Source organism: Mesorhizobium sp. B2-6-1 (assembly GCF_006440475.1).
Taxonomy (GTDB): Bacteria; Pseudomonadota; Alphaproteobacteria; order Rhizobiales; family Rhizobiaceae; genus Mesorhizobium.
The window spans coordinates 446,666-465,176 of record NZ_VFUH01000003.1 but is presented as its reverse complement, the minus strand read 5'-3'; the positions used below and the strand labels follow the sequence as shown (position 1 = coordinate 465,176).

The window sequence follows — 18,511 nt, the reverse complement described above, 5'->3', positions numbered from 1 at the left end:
ATTTACCTGACAGGCAGGGCAAGCCGCCACGCCGTCAGGGCTCTCGATCATTTCGCCGTCACCCTAGTCGAGAATCCATATCGAAAGCTTAAGCTAATTAAAAACAATGAATCCGCTAAAAAGCCCGCTATATATTGCCGAATTCTGAATAAAACTCCTAAAATTGACAGCAAAGGACCGGCAGCGCTTGGCGTGGAGATCGCAACTTCGGGGAATCGCCGGGTGATCATGCCGGTCCCGAGCTCGCCGGCCCGCGGCCGGGCTGCCAAACCCCTCCCAACTTATTTCCCGGCGCCCGGCTGCTTGTTGAAGATCGCTAGCAGGTCCATCGGCAGCGGAAACACCACCGTCGACGAGCGCTCGCCGGCGATGTCGTGCAGCCTCGAAATAGCGCAGTTGCATGGCCTGCGGCTCCTGCGCCAGCATCTTGCCGGCCTCGACCAGCTTTGCCGCCGCCTGCTGCTCGCCATCGGCGTTGATCACCTTCGCGCGCCGCAGCCTTTCAGCCTCGGCCTGCTTGGCGATGGCGCGGACCATGTTCTCGTTGAGGTCGACATGCTTGATCTCGACATTGGACACCTTGATGCCCCATGCGTCGGTCCGCTGGTCCAGGATCTCCTGGATGTCGCTGTTCAACTTGTCGCGCTCGGCCAGCATCTCGTCGAGCTCGTGCTTGCCGAGAACCGAGCGCAACGTGGTCTGCGCGAGCTGGTTTGTCGCGGCCATGAAGTCCTCGACCTGGATAACGGCCCGCTCGGCGTCGACGATGCGGAAATACAGCACCGCGTTCACCTTCACCGAGACATTGTCGCGCGAGATCACGTCCTGCGGCGGCACGTCCTGGACCACCACGCGCAGGTCGACCCGCACCATCTGCTGGACGAAGGGGACGAGGAGGATGAGGCCGGGGCCCTTCACCCCGGTGAAGCGGCCGAGCGTGAAGACCACGCCGCGCTCATATTCCCGCAGGATGCGAATGGCGGCGGACAGGAAGATCAGCACGATGAGGGCGAGCACCAGATAGGCGACGTAACCGATGATCATTGCCTTGCTCCATTGTTCCTGCGCCGGACCGTCAGCACGAGATCCCTGACGTCGGCCACCTCGACGCTGTCGCCGGGGGCGAGCGGTTCATCGGCTTTCGCCCGCCAGCGCTCGCCCTGCGCGAGCACATGGCCCTCGCTGCCCGACCAGTCGAGGATCCTGGCCGGCAGCCCGTGCATGGCCTGCGCGCCGACACGCGGCAGGCTCTTGCGCGCCCTCCACAGATAGCTGCCGGCCAGCAGCGCCAGGCCAAGCGTCAGCGCCGCGGCGGTGCCGATGAGCGCCCACGACATCTCGAAGCCCGGGCCCTCGACCTTGAGCAGCATGGCGGCGCCGAGCAGGAAGGCGGCCACGCCTCCAAGCCCGAGCACCACGGTCGGGTTGAAGGCCTCAATGACGAGGAAGGCGATGCCAAGCAGCATCAGGGCGAGGCCGGTATAGCTGATCGGCAGCAGATTGAGGGCATAGAGCCCGAGCAGCAGGCAGATGGTCCCGATCACGCCGGGCGCCACTGCGCCTGGGCTGGTGAACTCGAAGACGAGGCCGTAGACGCCGGCAAGCATCAGGACGACGGCGATGTTGGGATCGGTGATGACGGCGAGAAGCCGGATCAGCCAGCCGGGATCGAGCGTCTCGACCGCCACGCCCTTGGTCGCCAGCACCTGTTGCTTGCCGGCCACCTCGACCGTGCGGCCGTCGGCAAGCTGGAGCAGCTCGGCCGTGTCGCGGGCGACGAGGTCGACTACATGTGCCTGAAGTGCCGCATTGGCGGAAAGGCTGGCTGCCTCGCGCACCGCCTTTTCGCCCCAGTCGGCATTGCGGCCGCGCAGTTCGGCGAGCGAACGGATCAAGGCGACCGCGTCGTTCGTCACCTTTGTCATCATCGGGTCGCCGGCCGGAGGCCCGGTGGCATTCTTCTGGTCGCCCTTGTCCTTTTGGTCGCCACCGGGAAGTGGCGGCAACCCGCCAAGCTCGACCGGCGTGGCGGCGCCCAGATTGGTGCCGGGCGCCATCGCCGCGACATGGGTGGCATAAAGGATATAGGTTCCGGCACTTGCCGCATGCGCGCCGGCCGGCGCGACATAGCCGATGACGGGAACCGGCGAGGCAAGGATATCGGCGATCATTTCGCGCATCGAGGTGACCAGCCCGCCCGGTGTGTCGATCTCGAGGACAACGGCTTCGGCGTGCCGCTCGGCGGCTTTGGCCAGCGCTTCGTTGAGCTGCCTGGCGCTCGCCGGGCCGATGGCGCCGTCGATCACGACGCGCAACGCGACCTTCTCCGTAGCCTCCGCGGTCACGGAAGAGTGACTGGCGGCCGCGGCGGCCATGAAAGCCACTGCAAAAACCGCCATCCGCGCGAGGGTCACGCTCAAAACTCCCTGGATTACGCGGGATATGATGTGCAGGATATGGCGTTCGGTCCGTCGAAATCCATGGCCTGGCCTCAGATTGCAAGCCGGCGACCCTGCCCTTCGCAGCCGGCGGCAAACGCAATGGGCAGACGTTCAAAGCCGGAAGGGGCCCCGCTCGCGCGCCGGCCCCGTCCTTGGTCAGCGGTCACGCATGTGCGTGCGGGTGACGGACGTCCCAGACGGCCCAACCCGATACGGCAACCACCAGCACGCCGAGAATGACGTGGGTGGCCATCGCATTCGTGTTCGCCATGAATTTGAGCAGCCAGGGCGACACGATCAGCCAGAGCCCGAGAACGACACCTACCCATTCCTCCCACTCGGCGAAGGCGGCAAGCGCCGCCACGGCCACCGCGCCCAGCACGACGCCGACAATCCAGGCGTTCCATGCGGGAGCGGTTTCAGCAGCGAAGCCGATTATCCAGGGTGAGATGAACAGGCAGACGGCAAGGACCAGATTGAGCCAGTCCTGGCCTTTCTTTCCTTCCATGAGTGTATTTGCCATGACAACCTCCATAGATGAAGCTTGGCCAAAGCGTTGTATTCGCGTGCAAACGCACGCTTAATGGTTGATGTAACTATGCCTCACATGGCCTTCAAGGCCTGCCCCACGGACGGGTCGCCTCCGCGTGGATCGAGCTCCCTCCACCCGATCGGGATCAACGAGACCGGCCACATCAAAGCAAAACCACCCGCCTCTTGTCGGCGCATTCTAGAACGTGATCTTCACCGAGGCGGCACTGCGGTTGGCCGCCCCGTGATGCACCGCTTCGATGTTGTTGCCGTCCGGGTCGAGAAGGAAAGCGGCGTAGTAGCCGGGGTGGTACCGGCGTTCACCCGGCCCGCCATTGTCCCTGCCGCCGCCGTCCAGCCCGGCCTTATAGAACGCATCGACCATGGCGCGGTCTTTCGCCTGGAATGCCAGGTGATGGCGACCGGTCAACTCTCCCCGAGCCGCGCGGCTGTCGGCGGTTGAAATGAAAAGCTCGTCGGCCCAGAAATAATCGGCGGCGCTGCCGCCGATCGGAATATCGAGCACTCGAAATACTGCTTCGTAAAAGCGGCGGCTGGCGGCGATGTCCCTGACCACTAGCTGGATATGATCGATGAGCCGGCCGCGATGCAGTTCTTCCATGCAAGCTCTCCTCTCGCCAAGGGCTCGAATCTAACTAGCTTCGCGTGATCCGCCGTCAATGCCGCGCCGAACGTCAGGACTTTCGCGCGGCATGCCGCGCCAGTGCGTGCTCGATCAGCACGTCGATGACCTGGCTGTAGCCGATGCCGATCGCCGCCAGCGCCTTGGCATACATCGAGATGTCGGTGAAGCCGGGCAGCGTGTTGACCTCGTTGACCAGCAGCGAGCCGTCAGCCCGCAGGAAGAAGTCGACGCGGGCCATCGCCTCGCAGCCGAGCGCCTGGAAAGCCCGCGCGGCCATCTCCCTTGCCTTGTCGGCGACGGCGGCCGGGACATCGGCGGGCACGTTCACCACGGCGCCGTCGGAGTCGAGATATTTGGCTTCATAGGTGTAGAAGCCGTGCTTGCCGGCCGGGATGATCTCGCCGGGCAGCGATACGGTCAGCGTTCCGTCGGCCCGCTCCAGCACCGAGCATTCGATCTCGCGGCCGTCGACGAACTCTTCGATCAGGACCTTGCCGTCGTAGCGGAAAGCCGTCTCGACGGCCCGTTCGAAGCCGTCCCGGTCGTTCACCTTGCTGACGCCGAACGACGAGCCCTGGCGCGCCGGCTTGGCGAAGAAAGGCAGGCCGAGCGCGCCGGCGATCTCCTGGAACGGCCCGACATCGTTTCGATGCACGGTGACGGAACGGGCAACCGGCAGCCCGGCCTCGCGCAGCAGCCGCTTGGCGACATCCTTGTCCATGGCGGCGGCCGAGGCGAGAATGCCGCAGCCGACATAGGCGACGTCGGCGACCTCGGCATAGCCCTGCACCGAGCCGTCCTCGCCGAAAGGACCGTGCAGCACGGGAAAGACGACGTCGACTGGCGGCAGGTCGGGCTGTGCTCCGCCGCCTGGTGCGGCCACCAACCTGCCTCTGCCACCGGGCAACAGTGCGACCTCCACGCCGTCCTCAGACATCGGCGCCCCTGCTCCGTCGTCGCCGGCTTCGGATGAAGATTGCAGCAGCCATCGACCATCCCTGGAAATGGCGATCGGGACCACCTCGTAGCGCGTCCGGTCGATGGCCTTCAGCACATTGGCGGCCGAAAGGCGCGACACGTCATGCTCGGCCGAACGTCCGCCATAGAGGACGGCGACCCTAATCTTGTTCTTCATTGAAAAGCCTTGTCCTTCATTGAAATGCCTCGAGATCAAATGCTGACGGCAATGCCGCGATTGGCAAAGAAGCGGTCGAAATCGGCCAGGGCCAACACTGCGTTCGCCTGTGTGGCGCCGGTATGGCCGGACGGATTGTGAAAGCGAAGACCCTCATCCGATGCCGACATGACCAGCACCAGATGGCCGCCCTTGGACGGCGGCTCGCGCTCGGGCCAGCGGATCGAGCTGCTGACCGAGGCGATGAAGAAGCGCGACCGCCCGAGGATCGCCTCAATGTCGGCTGTCGCGACATTGGTCATCACCTCTGCCTCCAGGCCGAATTCCGCCTTCACGAAGCTGACGAACGGGGCGTAGATCAGGCCCTTGATCGATCCCTCGGTGACGACATAGCCGCCATAGCCAGTGCAGCGCCTGGCCAGTTCGATCGTCGGCACGATCTGGCCGCGCGCCGCCAGGATCATCTTGAGGCACGCCATGCCGCAGACATTGGCGGCCCACAGCGCGTATTCGTCGAGTGTGCGCGCGCCCGAGTTCTCCCACAGCGGATCGTGCCGCAGCGCCACCTCGGCGCCATCGGCAAGGACGGCCGAAGTCATATCGGGCGTCTCCCACTGGCTGAAAAACGGCACGGTCCCAGGCGGTGGGCTCATCAATTCCTCAAAACAGATCATTTCAATTTCGTATACAGGGATACGAGAGCGGAGAACAGTGCTTCAAACCTGATCAGGCGATGGTCCGCGCTCGGGTTTTGCCCGCCGGGCGAAGCTTGCCAATGCCCGCCGATCGGCGCACTCTCAGCCCTACGAAGCCGGTCGCCGGGTGTCGGTTCCTCCCCTCGCCCATCGTGTTAGGATTGCGCAATGACCCGCGACCAGATGCTCGCCCACCTCCGCGCCGCCGACGCCGTCGCTCGCGAGGCGGCCGTGCACGGCCATCATCCGTTCGGCTGCGTGCTGGTCGGGCCGGACGATCGCGTGCTTATGCGCCAGGGAAATCTCGACACGGTGCGCCATGCCGAGACGGAGCTCGCCCGGCGCGCCGCGGCTGCCTACGAGCCGGATTTCCTCTGGTCCTGCACGCTGGTCTCGACCGGCGAACCCTGTGCGATGTGCGCCGGAACGCTCTACTGGGCCAATATCGGCCGCCTGGTCTACGGCTTCGAGGAGACGAAGCTCCTGGCGCTCACCGGCGATCACGCCGAGAATCCGACGATGAGCCTGCCCTCGCGCACAGTCCTCGCCTCGGGCCAGAAGAAGATCGAGGTCTTTGGCCCCTTCCCCGAGATCGAGGACGAGCTGATCGCGCCGCATCGCGATTTCTGGACGCGCTGACGCGCCGGCCGAGGCCGCGCGCAAAGCCGCCAGATGGCCACCGGAACGGAATTCAAACGATCTCTTGGAACGTGTTTGCCAACAGCGTCGTCAATGCGCTGGTGGCCCGGGCGACTGCCTGAACCGGTCATGCTTACCGCCCATAGGTGTACGTCACGCTGGTCTCGCCGAGCGCCTGGCTCTTCGCGGCCACTGCCACCATTTCCGGAGAGGGATTCTCCGGCGCGCGCAGCTTCGGCGCGCCGAGCGCATAGAGCGTGAAGACATAGTGATGCGTGCCGCTGCCGGGCGGCGGGCATGGCCCGAAATAGCCTGCGCGGCCGATGCCACCCTTGCCGAGCACCGTACCCTTGGGCAAGCCCTTGCCGCGCTTCGAGCCCGCCCCTTCGGCCAAGCCCTTCGCGCTTGCCGGGATGTTCCAGGCCAGCCAGTGCCAGAAACCCTTGCCGCCGCCGGCGTCGGGGTCGAACATGGTGAGCGCGTAGCTCTTGGTGCCTGCCGGCGGGTCCTTCCATCTCAAGGCGATCGATACGCTTTGCCCGCTGCAGCCGCCGGCCTTGTCGCCGAGATATTTTTCGGCCCATTTGCCGTTGGAAACCGACGGGCTTGAAATCTCGAAAGCCGCCGCCTGATTGGCGAGGCCGAACAGCACCAGCACGGCGAAACCGAGGCGCAAGCTCATGGCTTCCTCCACTTCCAGCCAAGATGCCGACAAGTTTAGCCGAAAAGCGGCCCGAAATTAGGCAATTTGGCGCGAAACTGCTGGTGGGAGCCGCGGGAACCGTCGATCCTCCCGACATGGGCTGCCGACGGCGCTATTCCGCCGCGCTGCATTCTTCGGTCGGCTCAGCCGCAGGCGGACCGATCGCCGAGATCCAGAGCCGGTCGATGTCGGCTAGCTGCGCGCGGTCGATTTCGTCGAGATGGTTCCAGTACATGCCATCCTCGTAGAAATAGCCGAGCTCGCGCTCGATTTGCTCGGCCGCCTCGACCCTATGCTGATGGATGCCCGCACGCGCATCCATCTTCATGCCGGCGAGGCGCTCGGGGGACAGTACCCGCAATTCCTCGAAGGACAGCCTTGGGAAGACCAGGCGGCTTTGCGGCAGGTCCGACAGGTTGATGCAGAGCGTGCCGCGTCGCAGCGCATGAATGAGCAGGCGGGCGGATTTGGCCTCGAGGCTCTGCAGCGTGACATCGTCGCGCAGCGGGTCGGCGCGGCCGATGCCGTAGAAATGGGTGTCGCCGGCCGTGTCGTAGATCATGTCGCAGCCGAGGAAGGCGAGCACGTCCGGCCTCTGGCTGTGGACGGCCCAATAGGCTGCTGTCAGCGACATGGTGGCGCCGGCATAGACGAAGCCGCCGAAAGTATTCTGGGCCGGCACGTAATGCGCGGCGCTGAAGATCTCGGCCTGCCGCAGCGGTTCCAGAGGCGGCATCCGGTTGGACGGGAAATCGCCGGCATGCACCAGCACGTCCCAGTCGGGGCGCACGCGCCAGGCATTGTTGATGGCGACGATGCTGGCGAAGGTCTCCTTCGGCCAGGCGGCGCAGCGCACGACGTCGGGCGCGCTGCCGAGAAGCAGCGTCACTCTGGGCGTTGCGGAGACCATGACATCCTCATTCGACCGGCAAAGGCACGCCCGCATTTACCGCACGCCTTGCCATGCGCACAAGGGCCGCCGACAAGCCGGCCTGACGCCCCGGGGCCAGGAATCCGGTCGGTTGCTAGTTCCTCAGCAGCTTGGCCAATCTGGGAATGCCCTCGGTCACAGCGCGGCGGTCGGCCAAGGTGAAGGACAGCCGCAGCGTGTTGCGCCCGGTGCCATCGGCGAAGAAGGCGCTGCCGGGCACGAAGGCGACACGCGCTTCCTTCACCGAGCACGCCAGGAGAGGTTCGTGGTTCAAAGCTGGGCTTCGATGGCGGCCTTGTCGATGATGGACCACACGAGCCGGATCTTCGCGCCGCGAAATTCATAGAAGACGTTCTCGGCGAAGGACACTTTCCGGCCGTCTACGGCAAGCCCGAGGAAATTTCCCCTGGGCGTGCAGTCGAACATCAGGCGGCTCGCGACATGAGGCGGATCGCAGACCAGCAGCCGGATATCGAAACGAAGATCCGGAATGTCGTCGAAATCCTTCTCCAGCATCGCGCGGTAGCCGGAGAGACCGATCCGCCTGCCATTGTGGGACACGTCGTCGTCGACGAACTGCCCGAGGTTCGGCCAGTCCTGCCGGTTGAGGCAGGCAATGTAGTCGCGGTAGATACCGGAAAGGTCGGTCATGGCGCATGAACCCGCGTTCGTGGACACAAGGCTATTTTGCACCCGCAACAAGTCAGGGCAACCCGGGTTTGTTCGCCGCTGGAGCGATGCGCCGTCGTTTGGCCGGCGCCTTAAGCCTTGAGCAGCGCCGCCAGCCGCGGAATGCCCTCGCTCACCGCGCGCCGGTCAGCGAGCGTGAAGGACAGCCGCAGCGTGTTGCGCCCGGTGCCATCGGCGAAGAAGGCGCTGCCGGGCACGAAGGCGACACGCGCCTCCTTCACCGAGCGCGCCAGGAGCGTGGTGGCGTCAGCGCCTTCCGGCAGCGTCACCCAGACGAACATGCCGCCTTCCGGGCGGCTCCAGGTCACGCCTTCCGGCATGTTGGCCGCGAGCGCGCCGAGCAGGCCGTCGCGGCGTTCGCGATAGGCGCCGATCAGCTTTTCGACCTGGGCCTCGAACACCGCTTCGGCCGCCCGGTGCATCACCATCTGGTTGATCGACGGGCTGTGCAGGTCGGAAGCCTGCTTCATCAGCACCAGCTTTTCCACGACATGGCGCGGCGCGCAGACCCAGCCGACGCGCATGCCCGGCGACAGGATTTTCGAGAACGAGCCGCAATAGAGCGTGCGCGCCTTGTCGATGCCGCCGGAGCGCGCGCAGTCGAGCGCCAGGATCGGCGGCACGCCCTCGCCATCATAGCGCAGCGCCCGGTAGGCGGCGTCCTCGACGATTGCGATGTCGAGCTCGCCGGCAAGGTCGAGCACCGCCTCGCGCTGCTGCCTGTCCAGCGTGTTGCCGGTCGGGTTGGCGAAATCCGGCACCAGATAGGCGAACTTGACCCGGCCGCCATTCGCCGCCGCCGCCGCGCGATAGGCATCCGGCGTCATGTTACCGCCTTCCGGCCGCAGCCGGTCGTAGCGCGGTTCATAGGCGTTGAAGGCTTGCAGCGCGCCGAGATAGGTCGGCCACGTCACCAGTGCGGTGTCGCCGGGCGACAACAGCAGCTTGCCGATATAATCGAGCGCCTGCTGCGAGCCCGAAGTGATGAAGATGTTGGCTTCCTCGCAGGCGACGCCGAGCTTGCCCATCTGCCCGGCGATCCATCGCCGCAGCGGCAGATAGCCCTCGCTCACCTGGTACTGAAGCGCGGCCCCCGCCTCGCCGCCGCCGAGCACGTCGGCATAGGCGTCGCGGATCGCCTCGGCCGGAAACAGCGCCGGATCGGGAATGCCGCCTGCGAAGGAGATGATGTCCGGCTGGTCGAGCAGCTTCAGCAGCTCGCGGATTTCCGAGGCCTTCATGCGCGACGAGCGCGACGCCAACAGGTTCATAAGGGTCAAGCACGCCTCCCCGGACGCATCGAATATAGGTCAACTTAGCTGACCTATATCTGGTCTCGCCGCAAATTGAATAGGGCCTGCTAGCCTTCCCGCATGCGCCAGCCGCCCGCCTTAGCGGAAAGCGACGGCCCCGCCTGCGCTACAAGGTCTTCTTGTAGCCGAGATGGGTGCCGGTGAAGCCGAGGCTTTCATAGAAGCGGTGCGCGTCCGCTCTGGTCTTGTCGGTGGTGAGCTGGACGAGGCCGCAACCGCGCGCCCGGCATTGATCAACAGCCCATTCGATCATCAGCCTGCCTATGCCTTCGGAACGGCGGTGCCCGGCGACCCGCACCGCCTCGATCTGACCGCGCCAGGCGCCCTTCCGCGACAGCCCGGCAAGGAAGCTGATCTGCAAGGTGCCGACCACGTCGGCGCCATCGACCGCCACCGCCAGCAACTGGTTGGGGTCGGCATCGATGGCGTTGAAGGCATCGACATAGCCCTGCGCCAGCGGCAGCGAGGCATCCTCTCTGGCCGCGCCAAGCGGATCGTCCGCCAGCATGGCCACGAGGGCAGGCAGGTCGGAGGCCAGGGCCTTGCGGAAGGTGATCATGAGCACGACTTACGGCGACGCGCCGGCGCCGGCAAGGCCGTTGATTTGGAAGCCTCACCCTATCTTCGTCATCCTAGGGTCTGCGCCGCGTCGCTTCGCTCCTTGCTCCGCCCTAGGATGACGAACCGAGGGAACTTCTTCAACCCCATACCCATCCTGGTCTTGCCGCACGGCGCCAGCGCCTCCCTCCAACACATTTGCAGCACCCGCCGGCAGCATATAGGAAAAGCCACAAGATGGCATTGGCGTCGGCGCCGGTCCTGGTTTCGCGGAGAGCGGTGTTGAGAGCGTGTGTTCGTCTGTGCCTGTCGCTGGTCGCGGTGCTCGCCTTGCCGCTTGCCGCCCATGCACAATGGAAGCCGGTCGAGACGATCGAGCCCTACGCCATTTCAGGCCGGACCGGACAGGAGCTCTACCGGTCGATCGGCGAGAACGGACCGCTGATCCGCGGCGCCAAAACGCGCACCATCGCCTACACCAATTTCAAGCTGACCTGGACCAGGGACTACCAGAACAAGGGCGGCGATTGCGTCCTGGCATCGGCCAGGCCGAAGCTGATCATCACCTATGCCTTGCCGAAGCCGTCAGGCTCCCTGCCGCCGGCCGTGCAGAAGAGCTGGGACAGCTTCATCGCCGGCGTCGCCGCCCATGAGAAAGTGCATGGCGCCGATATCATCGCCATGGTGCGCAAGATCGAGGCGGCGACCGTCGGCCTCAGCGTTGCCGACGATCCCAAATGCGCCAAGATCCGGACCGAGATGACCAGGCGCCTCTCCGAATTGTCGCAGGCGCAGCGGCGGGCAAGCCGCGATTTCGACCGCGTCGAATTCGGCAATGGCGGCAATTTGCAAAAACTGGTTTTTGGCCTCGTGACCGGTCCCTGAGAGGAAGGCGCCACCCTCACCGCGTCTGCGCGCTCGCCGCGAGCTCCGCCCGCTTCTCGTCCGACACCACGGCCAGATCCAGCACCTTCTGCAGTTCGGCGGCGTGGCGGAAGGACGGTTCGGCCTGCACGCCGGTCCGCACCGCGTCGGCGAAACGCCGGTAGTTGGTCGCCACCGTGCCGGCGTCGAGCTCTTCCCATATCCCGTCGTCGACATTTTCGCCGAGGCAAGCCTTGAGCGACGAGCCGTCGAGATTGTGCACCACTTCGAGACCGCCTCGATCGCCATAGATGCGCAGGCGCAATTCGTTGAGATGGCCGGTCGCCCAGCGGCTGGCATGCACCACGCCGAAGGCGCCGTTGGAGAAATCCACCGTCATGGCGAAACTGTCATTGGCGTCGAGCCCGTAGTCGCCGATGCGGTTGCCCGGCGCCTTGTCGAAGGAACGCAGCCGGCAGAACACATGATCGATGCCGAGGGCCGCGCCATAGCTGGCGAAATCGAGGATGTGGATGCCGACATCGCCAAGCACGCCGTTGGAGCCGTGGCCGCGCGACAGCCGCCAGAGCCATTTCGGGTCGCTGCGCCAGTCGCCCCAGAATTTCGACACCAGCCAGCTCTGCAGATAGGACGCCTCGACATGCCGGACCGTGCCGATCTCGCCGGCCTGCACCATCCGGCGGGCTTTCTGCAGCGCAGCGACATTGCGGTAGGTGAGGTTCACCATGTTGACGATGCCGGCTTTCTCGGCGGCCTCGGCCATCTCGATCGCCTTGCCGAAATTCTCGGCCAGCGGCTTCTCGCACAGCACCGGCTTGCCGGCCGCGATCAGCTGCATGGTGGTCGGGTGGTGGATGCGGTCCGGCGTGACATTGGCCACGGCGTCGAAAGCGCCCCATTTGAGCGCCTCGTCCAGCGCGGTGAAGCGGTTGGGGATGTTGAAGCCGTCGGCGAATTCGCCGACGCGCGCCGGATCGAGGTCGACGGCCCCGACAATGTCGACGCCATCGATGGCGCTGAATTGCCGTGCATGTTCCTGCGCCATCCAGCCGGTGCCAAGTATCAGAAGCCGCATTTTTCCTCCTTGGTGCGAGATGTCGTCGCGCCAGGCGGGATGCCGGACCCCCTCCGCGGCGCGCGTCGGACAGGCCTCCCCTCCCGGACCCGCCTCAAATAGCGCGAATGATCCCGCCGTCGACGCGGATGTTCTGGCCGGTGATGTAGCCGGCGCCGTCCGAAGCCAGGAAGGCGATGGTCGCGGCGATCTCTTCCGACGTGCCGTAGCGCTGCATCGGCACGGAGTCGCGGCGTTCTTCCGTCGCCGGCAGGCTGTCGATCCAGCCGGGCAGCACATTGTTCATGCGCACATTGTCCGCTGCATAAGTATTGGCGAAGATCTTGGTGTAGGCGGCAAGGCCGGCGCGGAACACGGCCGAGGTCGGGAACATCGGGCTCGGCTCCACCACCCAGGCGGTCGAGATGTTGATGATGGCGCCGGCCTTCTGCTTGACCATCTGCGGCGCCACGATGCGCACCGGCCGGATGACGTTGAGCAGGTAGACGTCCATGCCGGCGTGCCACTGTTCGTCCGTGATCTCCAGGATCGGCGCGCGCGGCCCGTGGCCGCCGCTGTTGACCAGCACGTCGACGCGGCCATAGCGCTCCAGCGTCAAGTCCGCGAGGCGCTGCAAGTCCTCGTTTGACTGGTTGGAGCCGGTGACGCCGATGCCGCCCAGTTCCTTGGCCAGCGCCTCGCCCTTGCCGGACGAAGACAGGATGGCGACCTTGAACCCGTCCGCCGCCAGCCGCTTGGCCGCTGCCGCCCCCATGCCGCTGCCGCCGGCCACGATGACAGCCACTTTTTCTGAACTCATTGGGTTTTCCTTCTCGGGTTGGCGGGAATTTCGTCTCAGCGGTCATATAGCCGGTTTCGTCGGCCGCTTCGAACCAGAAAGGCTGAACCGACCTGCAGAAAATGCGAACATGTCACTCGACTTCAAGGAGCGACGGGCAGCAAAGCATCCGGCTTCACATTGGCGATCGAGGCGTAGGTGTGCGTTTCCCGAACGCCGGGCAGCGGCAGGATGACACGCTGCAGAAAATCCTGGAACATCGCCATGTCGGCGATCCGTGCCTTGACCAGATAGTCGAAGCCACCAACCACCATGTGGCACTCGATGATCTCGGGCGCCCGCAGCACCGCTTCGGCGAAGCGGTCGAAGACATGCGGCGCCGTGTGGTCGAGCCGCACCTCGATGAAGACGAGCTGTGCCTGCCCGATCCTGGCCGGATCGAGAACGGCTCGCACCGCGCGGATGAAACCTTCGGCGAACAGCCGCTTGACGCGCTGCGCAGCTCCCGTCGGCGACAGGCCGACGCGGCGGGCCAGATCGAGCGTCGTGCGGCGGCCATCCTCCTGCAACAAGCGCAGCAGCGAGCGGTCGATGCGGTCGAGATCGTCCATTTCAGGATTCACACTTTCGAACGGGAGCAAACGCGATAATCACGCCGAAATAGCCAAAACAGCATATTTCATCACGCCCATGGATCGCAATACCGTTGCCGTGCACTCCAGCCACCAACGAAAGCGTATCCATGACGACAGCCCTATCGATCTCCCGCAGCGCCCAGGCCAAGGGCGACACACCGGTGCTCGTCCTGAGCGAGGCCGAGGTGAAGACATGCGTCGATCTTCGCCAGCTTCTCAACGCGCTGGCCAGCGGCTTCAAGGCGCTGTCCGGCGGCAAAGTCGTCAATCCGGCCCGGCCGCAGCTCGACATTCCGCAGGCCGGCTATTCGCTGGCGATGCCCGCCTGGATGGCGGGCATGCACCTGACGGTGAAGATCGTCAACGTGTTCGAGGGCAATATCGCCGACGGCATCCCAAGCCACCTTGCCACCATCCATCTGTTCGACCCTGCGACGGGCATGCCGGTCTGTGTCATGGACGGCACCTACATCACCGCCGTGCGCACTTCCGGCTCAGCCGTGCTTTCGGTGCGCGAACTCGCCCGCCCCGACGCAAGGATCGCGACCGTGGTCGGCGCCGGTGTGCAGGCCGGCCAACATCTCAATCTCCTGCCGCTGGTGCGCGACTTCGCCGAGATCCGCGTGGTCTCGAAGGAATTCGCCGATGCGCAAGCGCTTGCCGCCCGGCATGTCGGCGTCGTCGCCGTCGACGATCTCGAGGCCGCGATACGCTCGTCGGATGTCGTCTGCCTGGCAACGCACTCCTACGAGCCGGTGATCTCGGCCGACTGGGTGCGGCCCGGCACCCATGTCTCGTCGGTCGGCGTCGCTCCGCCCGGCGGCGAACTGCCTGTTTCGCTTATCGGTAGGGGCAGTCTGTTCGTCGAGACGGCCGATGCCTTCGCCCCTACTCCGGTCGGCTCTTGCGAACTTGACGGCCTCGATCCGCAAACCGGAACCGAACTCGGCGAGATGCTGCTGGGGCTCAGGCCAGGGCGGGTCAGCGCCGAACAGATCACCATCTACAAGGCCATGGGTGTGGCCATGGAGGACATGGTGGCAGCCGACCTCGCCTATCGCGAGGCGGTGCGGCAGGGATTGGGGCAAACCGTTTCGTTATAGCGAGGAGTGAGAAGGTCGTGCAGCTTTGCCCCGGCCTTTCCGCCCTATCCTTCCACCGTCTCCAGCACGCTGAGCAGCGTGCCTTCCATGTCGGGCTCGTCGCCGGAGCAGACGCACAGCATTTCGGCGTCGCCGTCGCCCACAGAGAGGTAGGCGTGGCCCATGGTGGAATCGATATAGACGCTCTCGCCCTGTTTCAGCCGCACCGGCGCGTACTGGTCGGTGTGCAGCTCGATCTCGCCCTTGAGCACGATCAAAAATTCCTCGCCGGCATGTTTCGTCAGCGGCCCGAACTCCTCGGGCGTGCGGGCGCGCGCATAGGCGTGGATCGGCACCATGCGCTTGCGCACCAGGTCGGTGGCCAGGTACCGGTAGTCGTAATTGCGGGTCAGTTGGCGCAGTGTGTTGGACGGTGACGTCACGGAGCGGCGGGTGCGCGCCGCCGGCTGCTTGCGGTCGCCGCTGAGCAGTTCCGTTACATGGATGCCGAGCCCTTCGCAGATCTGCAGCAGCTTGTCGTAACTCAGCGACATCTGGTCGTTCTCGACCTTGGACAGCGTCGACACCGCGACCCCGGTGAGCCTGCTCACCTCCTGCAAGGTCCAGCCATGCGTCTTCCTCAAGCCGCGCAGGCAATCACCCAGCTTCGGTTGCTCCGACATATCAGCTCCATGCCGCGGGATCGCGCCGCTCCATCCTAGGTAGTTGAACTTCCCGCCGTCATCAACAACGCCAACAATTTTCTTATACGCTAAATATTGACTGGATAAGAAATTATTTTTAGGACTAATCAATGCAGTCGAATTCCCTCCCAAAAATCGTTGTCATCGGCGGCGGCATTGCCGGCCTCTCGCTTGCCGCCGAGGTGGCGGACTGGGCCGACGTCACCCTGATCGAGCGCGAGAGCCAGCCCGGCTATCATGCCAGCGGCCGCTCGGCTGCCCTGTTCACCGAGACTTATGGCAACCGCGTGGTGCGAGCGCTGACGCTGGCGAGCCGCCGTGCGATCTTCGACGGCGGCTTCGTCGCGCATCAACGTGGCGCGCTGCATGTCGGCCGCGCCGATGACGGCGCGGCCGTCGACCGGCTGGCCGGCGAATTGCAGGCCATGGTGCCGAGCGTACGCCGCCTCTCCGCCGCTGAGCTGCATGCGCTGGTTCCCGTCATCGATCCGCAAACCACATGCGGCGGTGTCCATGAACCGGGTGCGGTGGACGTCGATACCGGCAAGATGCTTGCGGCCTGCGCTTCGGCACTGAAGGCCAGGGGCGGCATCATGCGCACGGGCGAAGAGGTGCGCGAGATCGCGCCCGCCGGCAATGGCTTGCGCGTCGCCACCAGTGCCGGCGCCTATCCCGCCGACATCGTCGTCAACGCCGCCGGCGCCTGGGTCGATGTCGTGGCCGGCCTGACGGGGCTCACCGGCCTCGGCTTCCAGCCCAAGCGGCGCACCGCCTTCCTGTTCGACCCGCCCGCGGGCACCGACATTGCCGGCTGGCCGCTGGTGGTCGATCTGCACGAACAATTCTACTTCAAGCCAGACGCCGGCAGGCTGATCGGCTCGCTGGCCGACGAAACCGATTCCGAGCCTTGCGACGCCTGGCCGGAAGACATCGACGTCGCCATTGCCGTCGACCGCATCGAGCAGGCAACGTCCATGCGCATAGGCCGCCCGTCGACGCCCTGGGCCGGCCTGCGCACCTTCGCGCCCGACCGCACGCCGGTCGCCGGCTTCGACCCGCGCCTCCCCGGCTTCTTCTGGCTCGGCGGCCAGGGCGGCTATGGTTTCCAGGTATCGCTGACATTGGCGCGGCTCGGCTCGGCGCTGATGCGCGGCCAACCCTTGCCCGACGATGTCACCGCGCTTGGCGTCACCGCCGCGGGGCTGGCGCCCGACCGCTTCCTGGCCCCGGCGGCGACGCCATGAATTTCATGCCCTTCCCTCAACCAGAAAAAATGTCATCAGGAGCGTTTGCGATGAAATCCACCGTTCTGCGCACAGTGCTTGGCTCGACCCTTCTGGCCTCGTCCGTCCTTCTCGGCGGGCAGGCTCATGCCAAGACGCTCGTCTATTGCTCGGAGGCCAATCCCGAGACGTTCAACCCGGCGATCGGCATCGCCGACTCCACCATGGACGCCGCCGCCAAGACGATCTTCAACCGGCTGGTCGAGTTCAAGCCGGGCACGACCGAAGTCGGACCGGCGCTGGCCGAGAGCTGGGATGTCTCGCCGGACGGCAAGACCTACACATTCCACCTGCGCCATGGCGTGAAATTCCAGTCGAACGAGCATTTCACGCCGACGCGCGAGTTCAACGCGGACGACGTCCTTTACACGTTCAACCGCCAGCGCGACGCCAACAATCCCTACCACAAGCTCGGCGGCGGCTCTTACGAATACTTCAACGCGCTGGGCATGGGCACGCTGATCGACAAAATAGACAAGGTCGACGATTACACCGTGCGCTTCACGCTGACGGCCCCCAACGTCACCTTCCTGGCCGGGCTGGCGCTCGACTACCTCTCGATCTTGTCGCTGGAGCAGACCGAAAAGATGGTGGCCGCCGGCACGCCGGAACTGATCGACAGCCAGCCGGTCGGGACCGGCCCGTTCATGCTCGATGCCTATGTGCCCGACAGCCAGGTGCGCTACGCCGCCAACAAGGATTACTGGCGCGGCGCGCCGAAGATCGACACGCTGGTCTTTGCCGTCACGCCCGAGCCGACCACCCGCGTCGAGCGCCTCAAGGCCAATGAATGCCAGGTGGCGGCCCCGCCCCCGCCCAGTGCCGTCGCCGAATTGCGCGCCGATCCAGACATCACGGTCCTCGACCTCAAGGGCCAGAATATCGGCATCCTCGGCTTCAACGTCGAGCATCAGCCGCTGGGCGATGTCCGCGTGCGCACCGCGCTTGCCAAGGCCGTCGACCGCAAGGCAATCGTCGATGCCGTCTATGCCGGCGCCGGCACGGTTGCCGGCAGCGTCGTGCCGCCGGCGCAGCTCGGCGCCGTCACCGATGCCGGCATCGACTACGATCCCGACGGCGCGAAGAAACTGCTGAAGGAAGCAGGCCACGAAAGCGGCCTCAAGATCAGCCTATGGGCGATGCCGGTGTCGCGCCCCTACAACCCCAACGCCAAGCGCATGGCTGAGATGATCCAGGCCGACTGGGCGAAGGTCGGCGTGCAGTCCGAGATCGTCAGCTTCGAATGGGGCGAATATCTCAAGCGCACCGCCGCGGGCGAGCAGGACGCTTTCCTGCTCGGCGGCAGCAGTGACAATGGCGATCCCGACAACATGCTGAGCTATCTCCTGTCCTGCGACGGCGTGAAGGGTGGCTCGAACCGGTCGCGCTGGTGCGACAAGGATTTCGAGAAGCTGCTGGATGAAGGCCGCGTCGCCGCCGACCCGAAAGAACGCGCCGCGATCTACGGCAGGGCGCAGGCAATCCTGAAGGCCGAGGTGCCGGTGGCGCCGATCGCCCATTCGCTGGTGGCGATCCCGATCCGCAAGAGCGTGCTCAACTACATCCTCGACCCCTTCGGCCGGCAGAATTTCGCCGCGGTCGATGTGGCTGAGTGAGGGCAGGCGCTCCCTGTCCTTCCCCCCTTGTGGGGGAAGGTGGATCGGCGCGCAGCGCCGAGACGGATGAGGGGTGTTCCAGCGGAATGAGACGTTGGTGTTCCCTGGAGCACCCCTCATCCGACCTCGCTTCGCGAGGCCACCTTCTCCCACAGGGGGAGAAGGAAAAAA

General features: G+C 65.2%; 19 protein-coding genes and 2 pseudogenes. 5 read left to right on the top strand and 16 right to left on the bottom strand.

The window, feature by feature from the left end; genetic code table 11:
- Nucleotides 1–281: 281 nt before the first annotated feature.
- The 6 genes and pseudogenes from FJ443_RS10015 to FJ443_RS09990 all read right to left on the bottom strand — a co-directional run bounded on the left by FJ443_RS10015 (nucleotide 282) and on the right by FJ443_RS09990 (nucleotide 5,406).
- Nucleotides 282–1,044 (bottom strand): annotated as a pseudogene (locus FJ443_RS10015) (slipin family protein).
- Nucleotides 1,041–2,414, bottom strand: a complete 1,374-nt coding sequence (locus tag FJ443_RS10010; protein ID WP_140663732.1) for a nodulation protein NfeD — start codon at nucleotides 2,412–2,414, stop codon at nucleotides 1,041–1,043. Before FJ443_RS10010 ends, FJ443_RS10015 begins: the two are co-directional and overlap by 4 nt.
- Before the next feature lie 190 nt (nucleotides 2,415–2,604).
- On the bottom strand, nucleotides 2,605–2,964 hold the full coding sequence (locus FJ443_RS10005) for an SPW repeat protein (RefSeq protein ID WP_140500009.1): 360 nt from the start codon (nucleotides 2,962–2,964) through the stop codon (nucleotides 2,605–2,607).
- Between the two features lie 207 nt (nucleotides 2,965–3,171).
- Nucleotides 3,172–3,594: a VOC family protein gene (locus FJ443_RS10000; RefSeq protein ID WP_140500011.1), complete on the bottom strand. Its 423-nt coding sequence runs from the start codon at nucleotides 3,592–3,594 to the stop codon at nucleotides 3,172–3,174.
- Between the two features lie 73 nt (nucleotides 3,595–3,667).
- Entirely contained in the window at nucleotides 3,668–4,753 is a 1,086-nt protein-coding gene (locus FJ443_RS09995) for a D-alanine--D-alanine ligase family protein (protein ID WP_140663730.1), read from the bottom strand.
- Between the two features lie 35 nt (nucleotides 4,754–4,788).
- On the bottom strand, nucleotides 4,789–5,406 hold the full coding sequence (locus FJ443_RS09990) for a C39 family peptidase (protein ID WP_140663874.1): 618 nt from the start codon (nucleotides 5,404–5,406) through the stop codon (nucleotides 4,789–4,791).
- Between the two features lie 210 nt (nucleotides 5,407–5,616).
- Between FJ443_RS09990 and FJ443_RS09985 the strand changes: the two genes are divergently transcribed.
- Nucleotides 5,617–6,087, top strand: a complete 471-nt coding sequence (locus FJ443_RS09985) for a nucleoside deaminase (RefSeq protein ID WP_140515996.1) — start codon at nucleotides 5,617–5,619, stop codon at nucleotides 6,085–6,087.
- Nucleotides 6,088–6,220: 133 nt separating this feature from the next.
- Here FJ443_RS09985 and FJ443_RS09980 read toward each other — a convergent pair whose 3' ends face one another.
- From FJ443_RS09980 to FJ443_RS09955, 6 genes and pseudogenes are all read right to left on the bottom strand, one after another.
- On the bottom strand, nucleotides 6,221–6,769 hold the full coding sequence (locus FJ443_RS09980; RefSeq protein WP_140500017.1) for a YbhB/YbcL family Raf kinase inhibitor-like protein: 549 nt from the start codon (nucleotides 6,767–6,769) through the stop codon (nucleotides 6,221–6,223).
- Between the two features lie 133 nt (nucleotides 6,770–6,902).
- Nucleotides 6,903–7,700: a hypothetical protein gene (locus tag FJ443_RS09975; RefSeq protein ID WP_140663728.1), complete on the bottom strand. Its 798-nt coding sequence runs from the start codon at nucleotides 7,698–7,700 to the stop codon at nucleotides 6,903–6,905.
- 115 nt (nucleotides 7,701–7,815) lie between these two features.
- Nucleotides 7,816–7,980 (bottom strand): annotated as a pseudogene (locus tag FJ443_RS09970) (PLP-dependent aminotransferase family protein); the annotation flags it as partial.
- Nucleotides 7,981–7,991: 11 nt separating this feature from the next.
- Complete coding sequence (locus FJ443_RS09965; RefSeq protein WP_140500021.1) at nucleotides 7,992–8,372, bottom strand: ester cyclase; 381 nt, start codon at nucleotides 8,370–8,372, stop codon at nucleotides 7,992–7,994.
- 110 nt (nucleotides 8,373–8,482) lie between these two features.
- Nucleotides 8,483–9,682 carry a PLP-dependent aminotransferase family protein gene (locus tag FJ443_RS09960; RefSeq protein ID WP_181175093.1) on the bottom strand — a complete coding sequence of 400 codons (1,200 nt, stop codon included), beginning with the start codon at nucleotides 9,680–9,682 and terminating at the stop codon, nucleotides 8,483–8,485.
- Between the two features lie 148 nt (nucleotides 9,683–9,830).
- Entirely contained in the window at nucleotides 9,831–10,283 is a 453-nt protein-coding gene (locus FJ443_RS09955) for a GNAT family N-acetyltransferase (protein WP_140500024.1), read from the bottom strand.
- 236 nt (nucleotides 10,284–10,519) lie between these two features.
- Here FJ443_RS09955 and FJ443_RS09950 point away from each other — a divergent pair, with 236 nt between their 5' ends.
- Nucleotides 10,520–11,167 carry a DUF922 domain-containing protein gene (locus FJ443_RS09950; RefSeq protein ID WP_140663723.1) on the top strand — a complete coding sequence of 216 codons (648 nt, stop codon included), beginning with the start codon at nucleotides 10,520–10,522 and terminating at the stop codon, nucleotides 11,165–11,167.
- A 16-nt stretch (nucleotides 11,168–11,183) separates the two neighbouring features.
- Here the strand turns inward: FJ443_RS09950 and FJ443_RS09945 are convergent, their stop codons facing one another.
- The 3 genes from FJ443_RS09945 to FJ443_RS09935 form a co-directional block, all read right to left on the bottom strand.
- A complete protein-coding gene (locus FJ443_RS09945; protein WP_140663720.1) occupies nucleotides 11,184–12,242 on the bottom strand; it encodes a Gfo/Idh/MocA family oxidoreductase in 1,059 nt (352 codons plus the stop codon).
- Nucleotides 12,243–12,336: 94 nt separating this feature from the next.
- Complete coding sequence (locus tag FJ443_RS09940) at nucleotides 12,337–13,041, bottom strand: SDR family oxidoreductase (RefSeq protein ID WP_140630682.1); 705 nt, start codon at nucleotides 13,039–13,041, stop codon at nucleotides 12,337–12,339.
- 122 nt (nucleotides 13,042–13,163) lie between these two features.
- Nucleotides 13,164–13,631 (bottom strand): Lrp/AsnC ligand binding domain-containing protein, encoded by a 468-nt coding sequence (locus tag FJ443_RS09935; RefSeq protein ID WP_140516010.1) that lies wholly within the window; start codon nucleotides 13,629–13,631, stop codon nucleotides 13,164–13,166.
- 131 nt (nucleotides 13,632–13,762) lie between these two features.
- On the opposite strand from FJ443_RS09935, the gene FJ443_RS09930 reads away from it, so the two are divergent.
- Nucleotides 13,763–14,758, top strand: coding sequence for an ornithine cyclodeaminase family protein (locus FJ443_RS09930; protein WP_140516012.1), 996 nt, complete (start codon nucleotides 13,763–13,765; stop codon nucleotides 14,756–14,758).
- Nucleotides 14,759–14,802: 44 nt separating this feature from the next.
- On the opposite strand, the gene FJ443_RS09925 is transcribed toward FJ443_RS09930, so the two are convergent.
- Nucleotides 14,803–15,420, bottom strand: coding sequence for an XRE family transcriptional regulator (locus tag FJ443_RS09925; protein WP_140516014.1), 618 nt, complete (start codon nucleotides 15,418–15,420; stop codon nucleotides 14,803–14,805).
- Between the two features lie 131 nt (nucleotides 15,421–15,551).
- Between FJ443_RS09925 and FJ443_RS09920 the strand changes: the two genes are divergently transcribed.
- Together FJ443_RS09920 and FJ443_RS09915 are read left to right on the top strand one after the other, a co-directional pair.
- Entirely contained in the window at nucleotides 15,552–16,685 is a 1,134-nt protein-coding gene (locus tag FJ443_RS09920; RefSeq protein ID WP_140663717.1) for an FAD-binding oxidoreductase, read from the top strand.
- 50 nt (nucleotides 16,686–16,735) lie between these two features.
- On the top strand, nucleotides 16,736–18,340 hold the full coding sequence (locus FJ443_RS09915) for an ABC transporter substrate-binding protein (protein WP_140663715.1): 1,605 nt from the start codon (nucleotides 16,736–16,738) through the stop codon (nucleotides 18,338–18,340).
- Nucleotides 18,341–18,511: the final 171 nt, after the last annotated feature.

Excerpts from the sequence above, each read along its gene's own strand:
- FJ443_RS09925 (WP_140516014.1), bottom strand. The coding sequence starts at position 15,420 with ATGTCGGAGCAACCGAAGCTGGGTGATTGCCTGCGCGGCTTGAGGAAG.
- FJ443_RS09960 (WP_181175093.1), bottom strand. The coding sequence starts at position 9,682 with ATGAACCTGTTGGCGTCGCGCTCGTCGCGCATGAAGGCCTCGGAAATC.
- FJ443_RS10005 (WP_140500009.1), bottom strand. The coding sequence starts at position 2,964 with ATGGCAAATACACTCATGGAAGGAAAGAAAGGCCAGGACTGGCTCAAT.
- FJ443_RS09975 (WP_140663728.1), bottom strand. The coding sequence starts at position 7,700 with ATGGTCTCCGCAACGCCCAGAGTGACGCTGCTTCTCGGCAGCGCGCCC.
- FJ443_RS09920 (WP_140663717.1), top strand. The coding sequence starts at position 15,552 with ATGCAGTCGAATTCCCTCCCAAAAATCGTTGTCATCGGCGGCGGCATT.
- FJ443_RS09940 (WP_140630682.1), bottom strand. The coding sequence starts at position 13,041 with ATGAGTTCAGAAAAAGTGGCTGTCATCGTGGCCGGCGGCAGCGGCATG.
- FJ443_RS09985 (WP_140515996.1), top strand. The coding sequence starts at position 5,617 with ATGACCCGCGACCAGATGCTCGCCCACCTCCGCGCCGCCGACGCCGTC.
- FJ443_RS09955 (WP_140500024.1), bottom strand. The coding sequence starts at position 10,283 with ATGATCACCTTCCGCAAGGCCCTGGCCTCCGACCTGCCTGCCCTCGTG.
- FJ443_RS09995 (WP_140663730.1), bottom strand. The coding sequence starts at position 4,753 with ATGAAGAACAAGATTAGGGTCGCCGTCCTCTATGGCGGACGTTCGGCC.
- FJ443_RS09990 (WP_140663874.1), bottom strand. The coding sequence starts at position 5,406 with ATGAGCCCACCGCCTGGGACCGTGCCGTTTTTCAGCCAGTGGGAGACG.
- FJ443_RS09980 (WP_140500017.1), bottom strand. The coding sequence starts at position 6,769 with ATGAGCTTGCGCCTCGGTTTCGCCGTGCTGGTGCTGTTCGGCCTCGCC.
- FJ443_RS09965 (WP_140500021.1), bottom strand. The coding sequence starts at position 8,372 with ATGACCGACCTTTCCGGTATCTACCGCGACTACATTGCCTGCCTCAAC.
- FJ443_RS09915 (WP_140663715.1), top strand. The coding sequence starts at position 16,736 with ATGAAATCCACCGTTCTGCGCACAGTGCTTGGCTCGACCCTTCTGGCC.
- FJ443_RS09935 (WP_140516010.1), bottom strand. The coding sequence starts at position 13,631 with ATGGACGATCTCGACCGCATCGACCGCTCGCTGCTGCGCTTGTTGCAG.
- FJ443_RS09945 (WP_140663720.1), bottom strand. The coding sequence starts at position 12,242 with ATGCGGCTTCTGATACTTGGCACCGGCTGGATGGCGCAGGAACATGCA.
- FJ443_RS09930 (WP_140516012.1), top strand. The coding sequence starts at position 13,763 with ATGACGACAGCCCTATCGATCTCCCGCAGCGCCCAGGCCAAGGGCGAC.
- FJ443_RS10000 (WP_140500011.1), bottom strand. The coding sequence starts at position 3,594 with ATGGAAGAACTGCATCGCGGCCGGCTCATCGATCATATCCAGCTAGTG.
- FJ443_RS09950 (WP_140663723.1), top strand. The coding sequence starts at position 10,520 with ATGGCATTGGCGTCGGCGCCGGTCCTGGTTTCGCGGAGAGCGGTGTTG.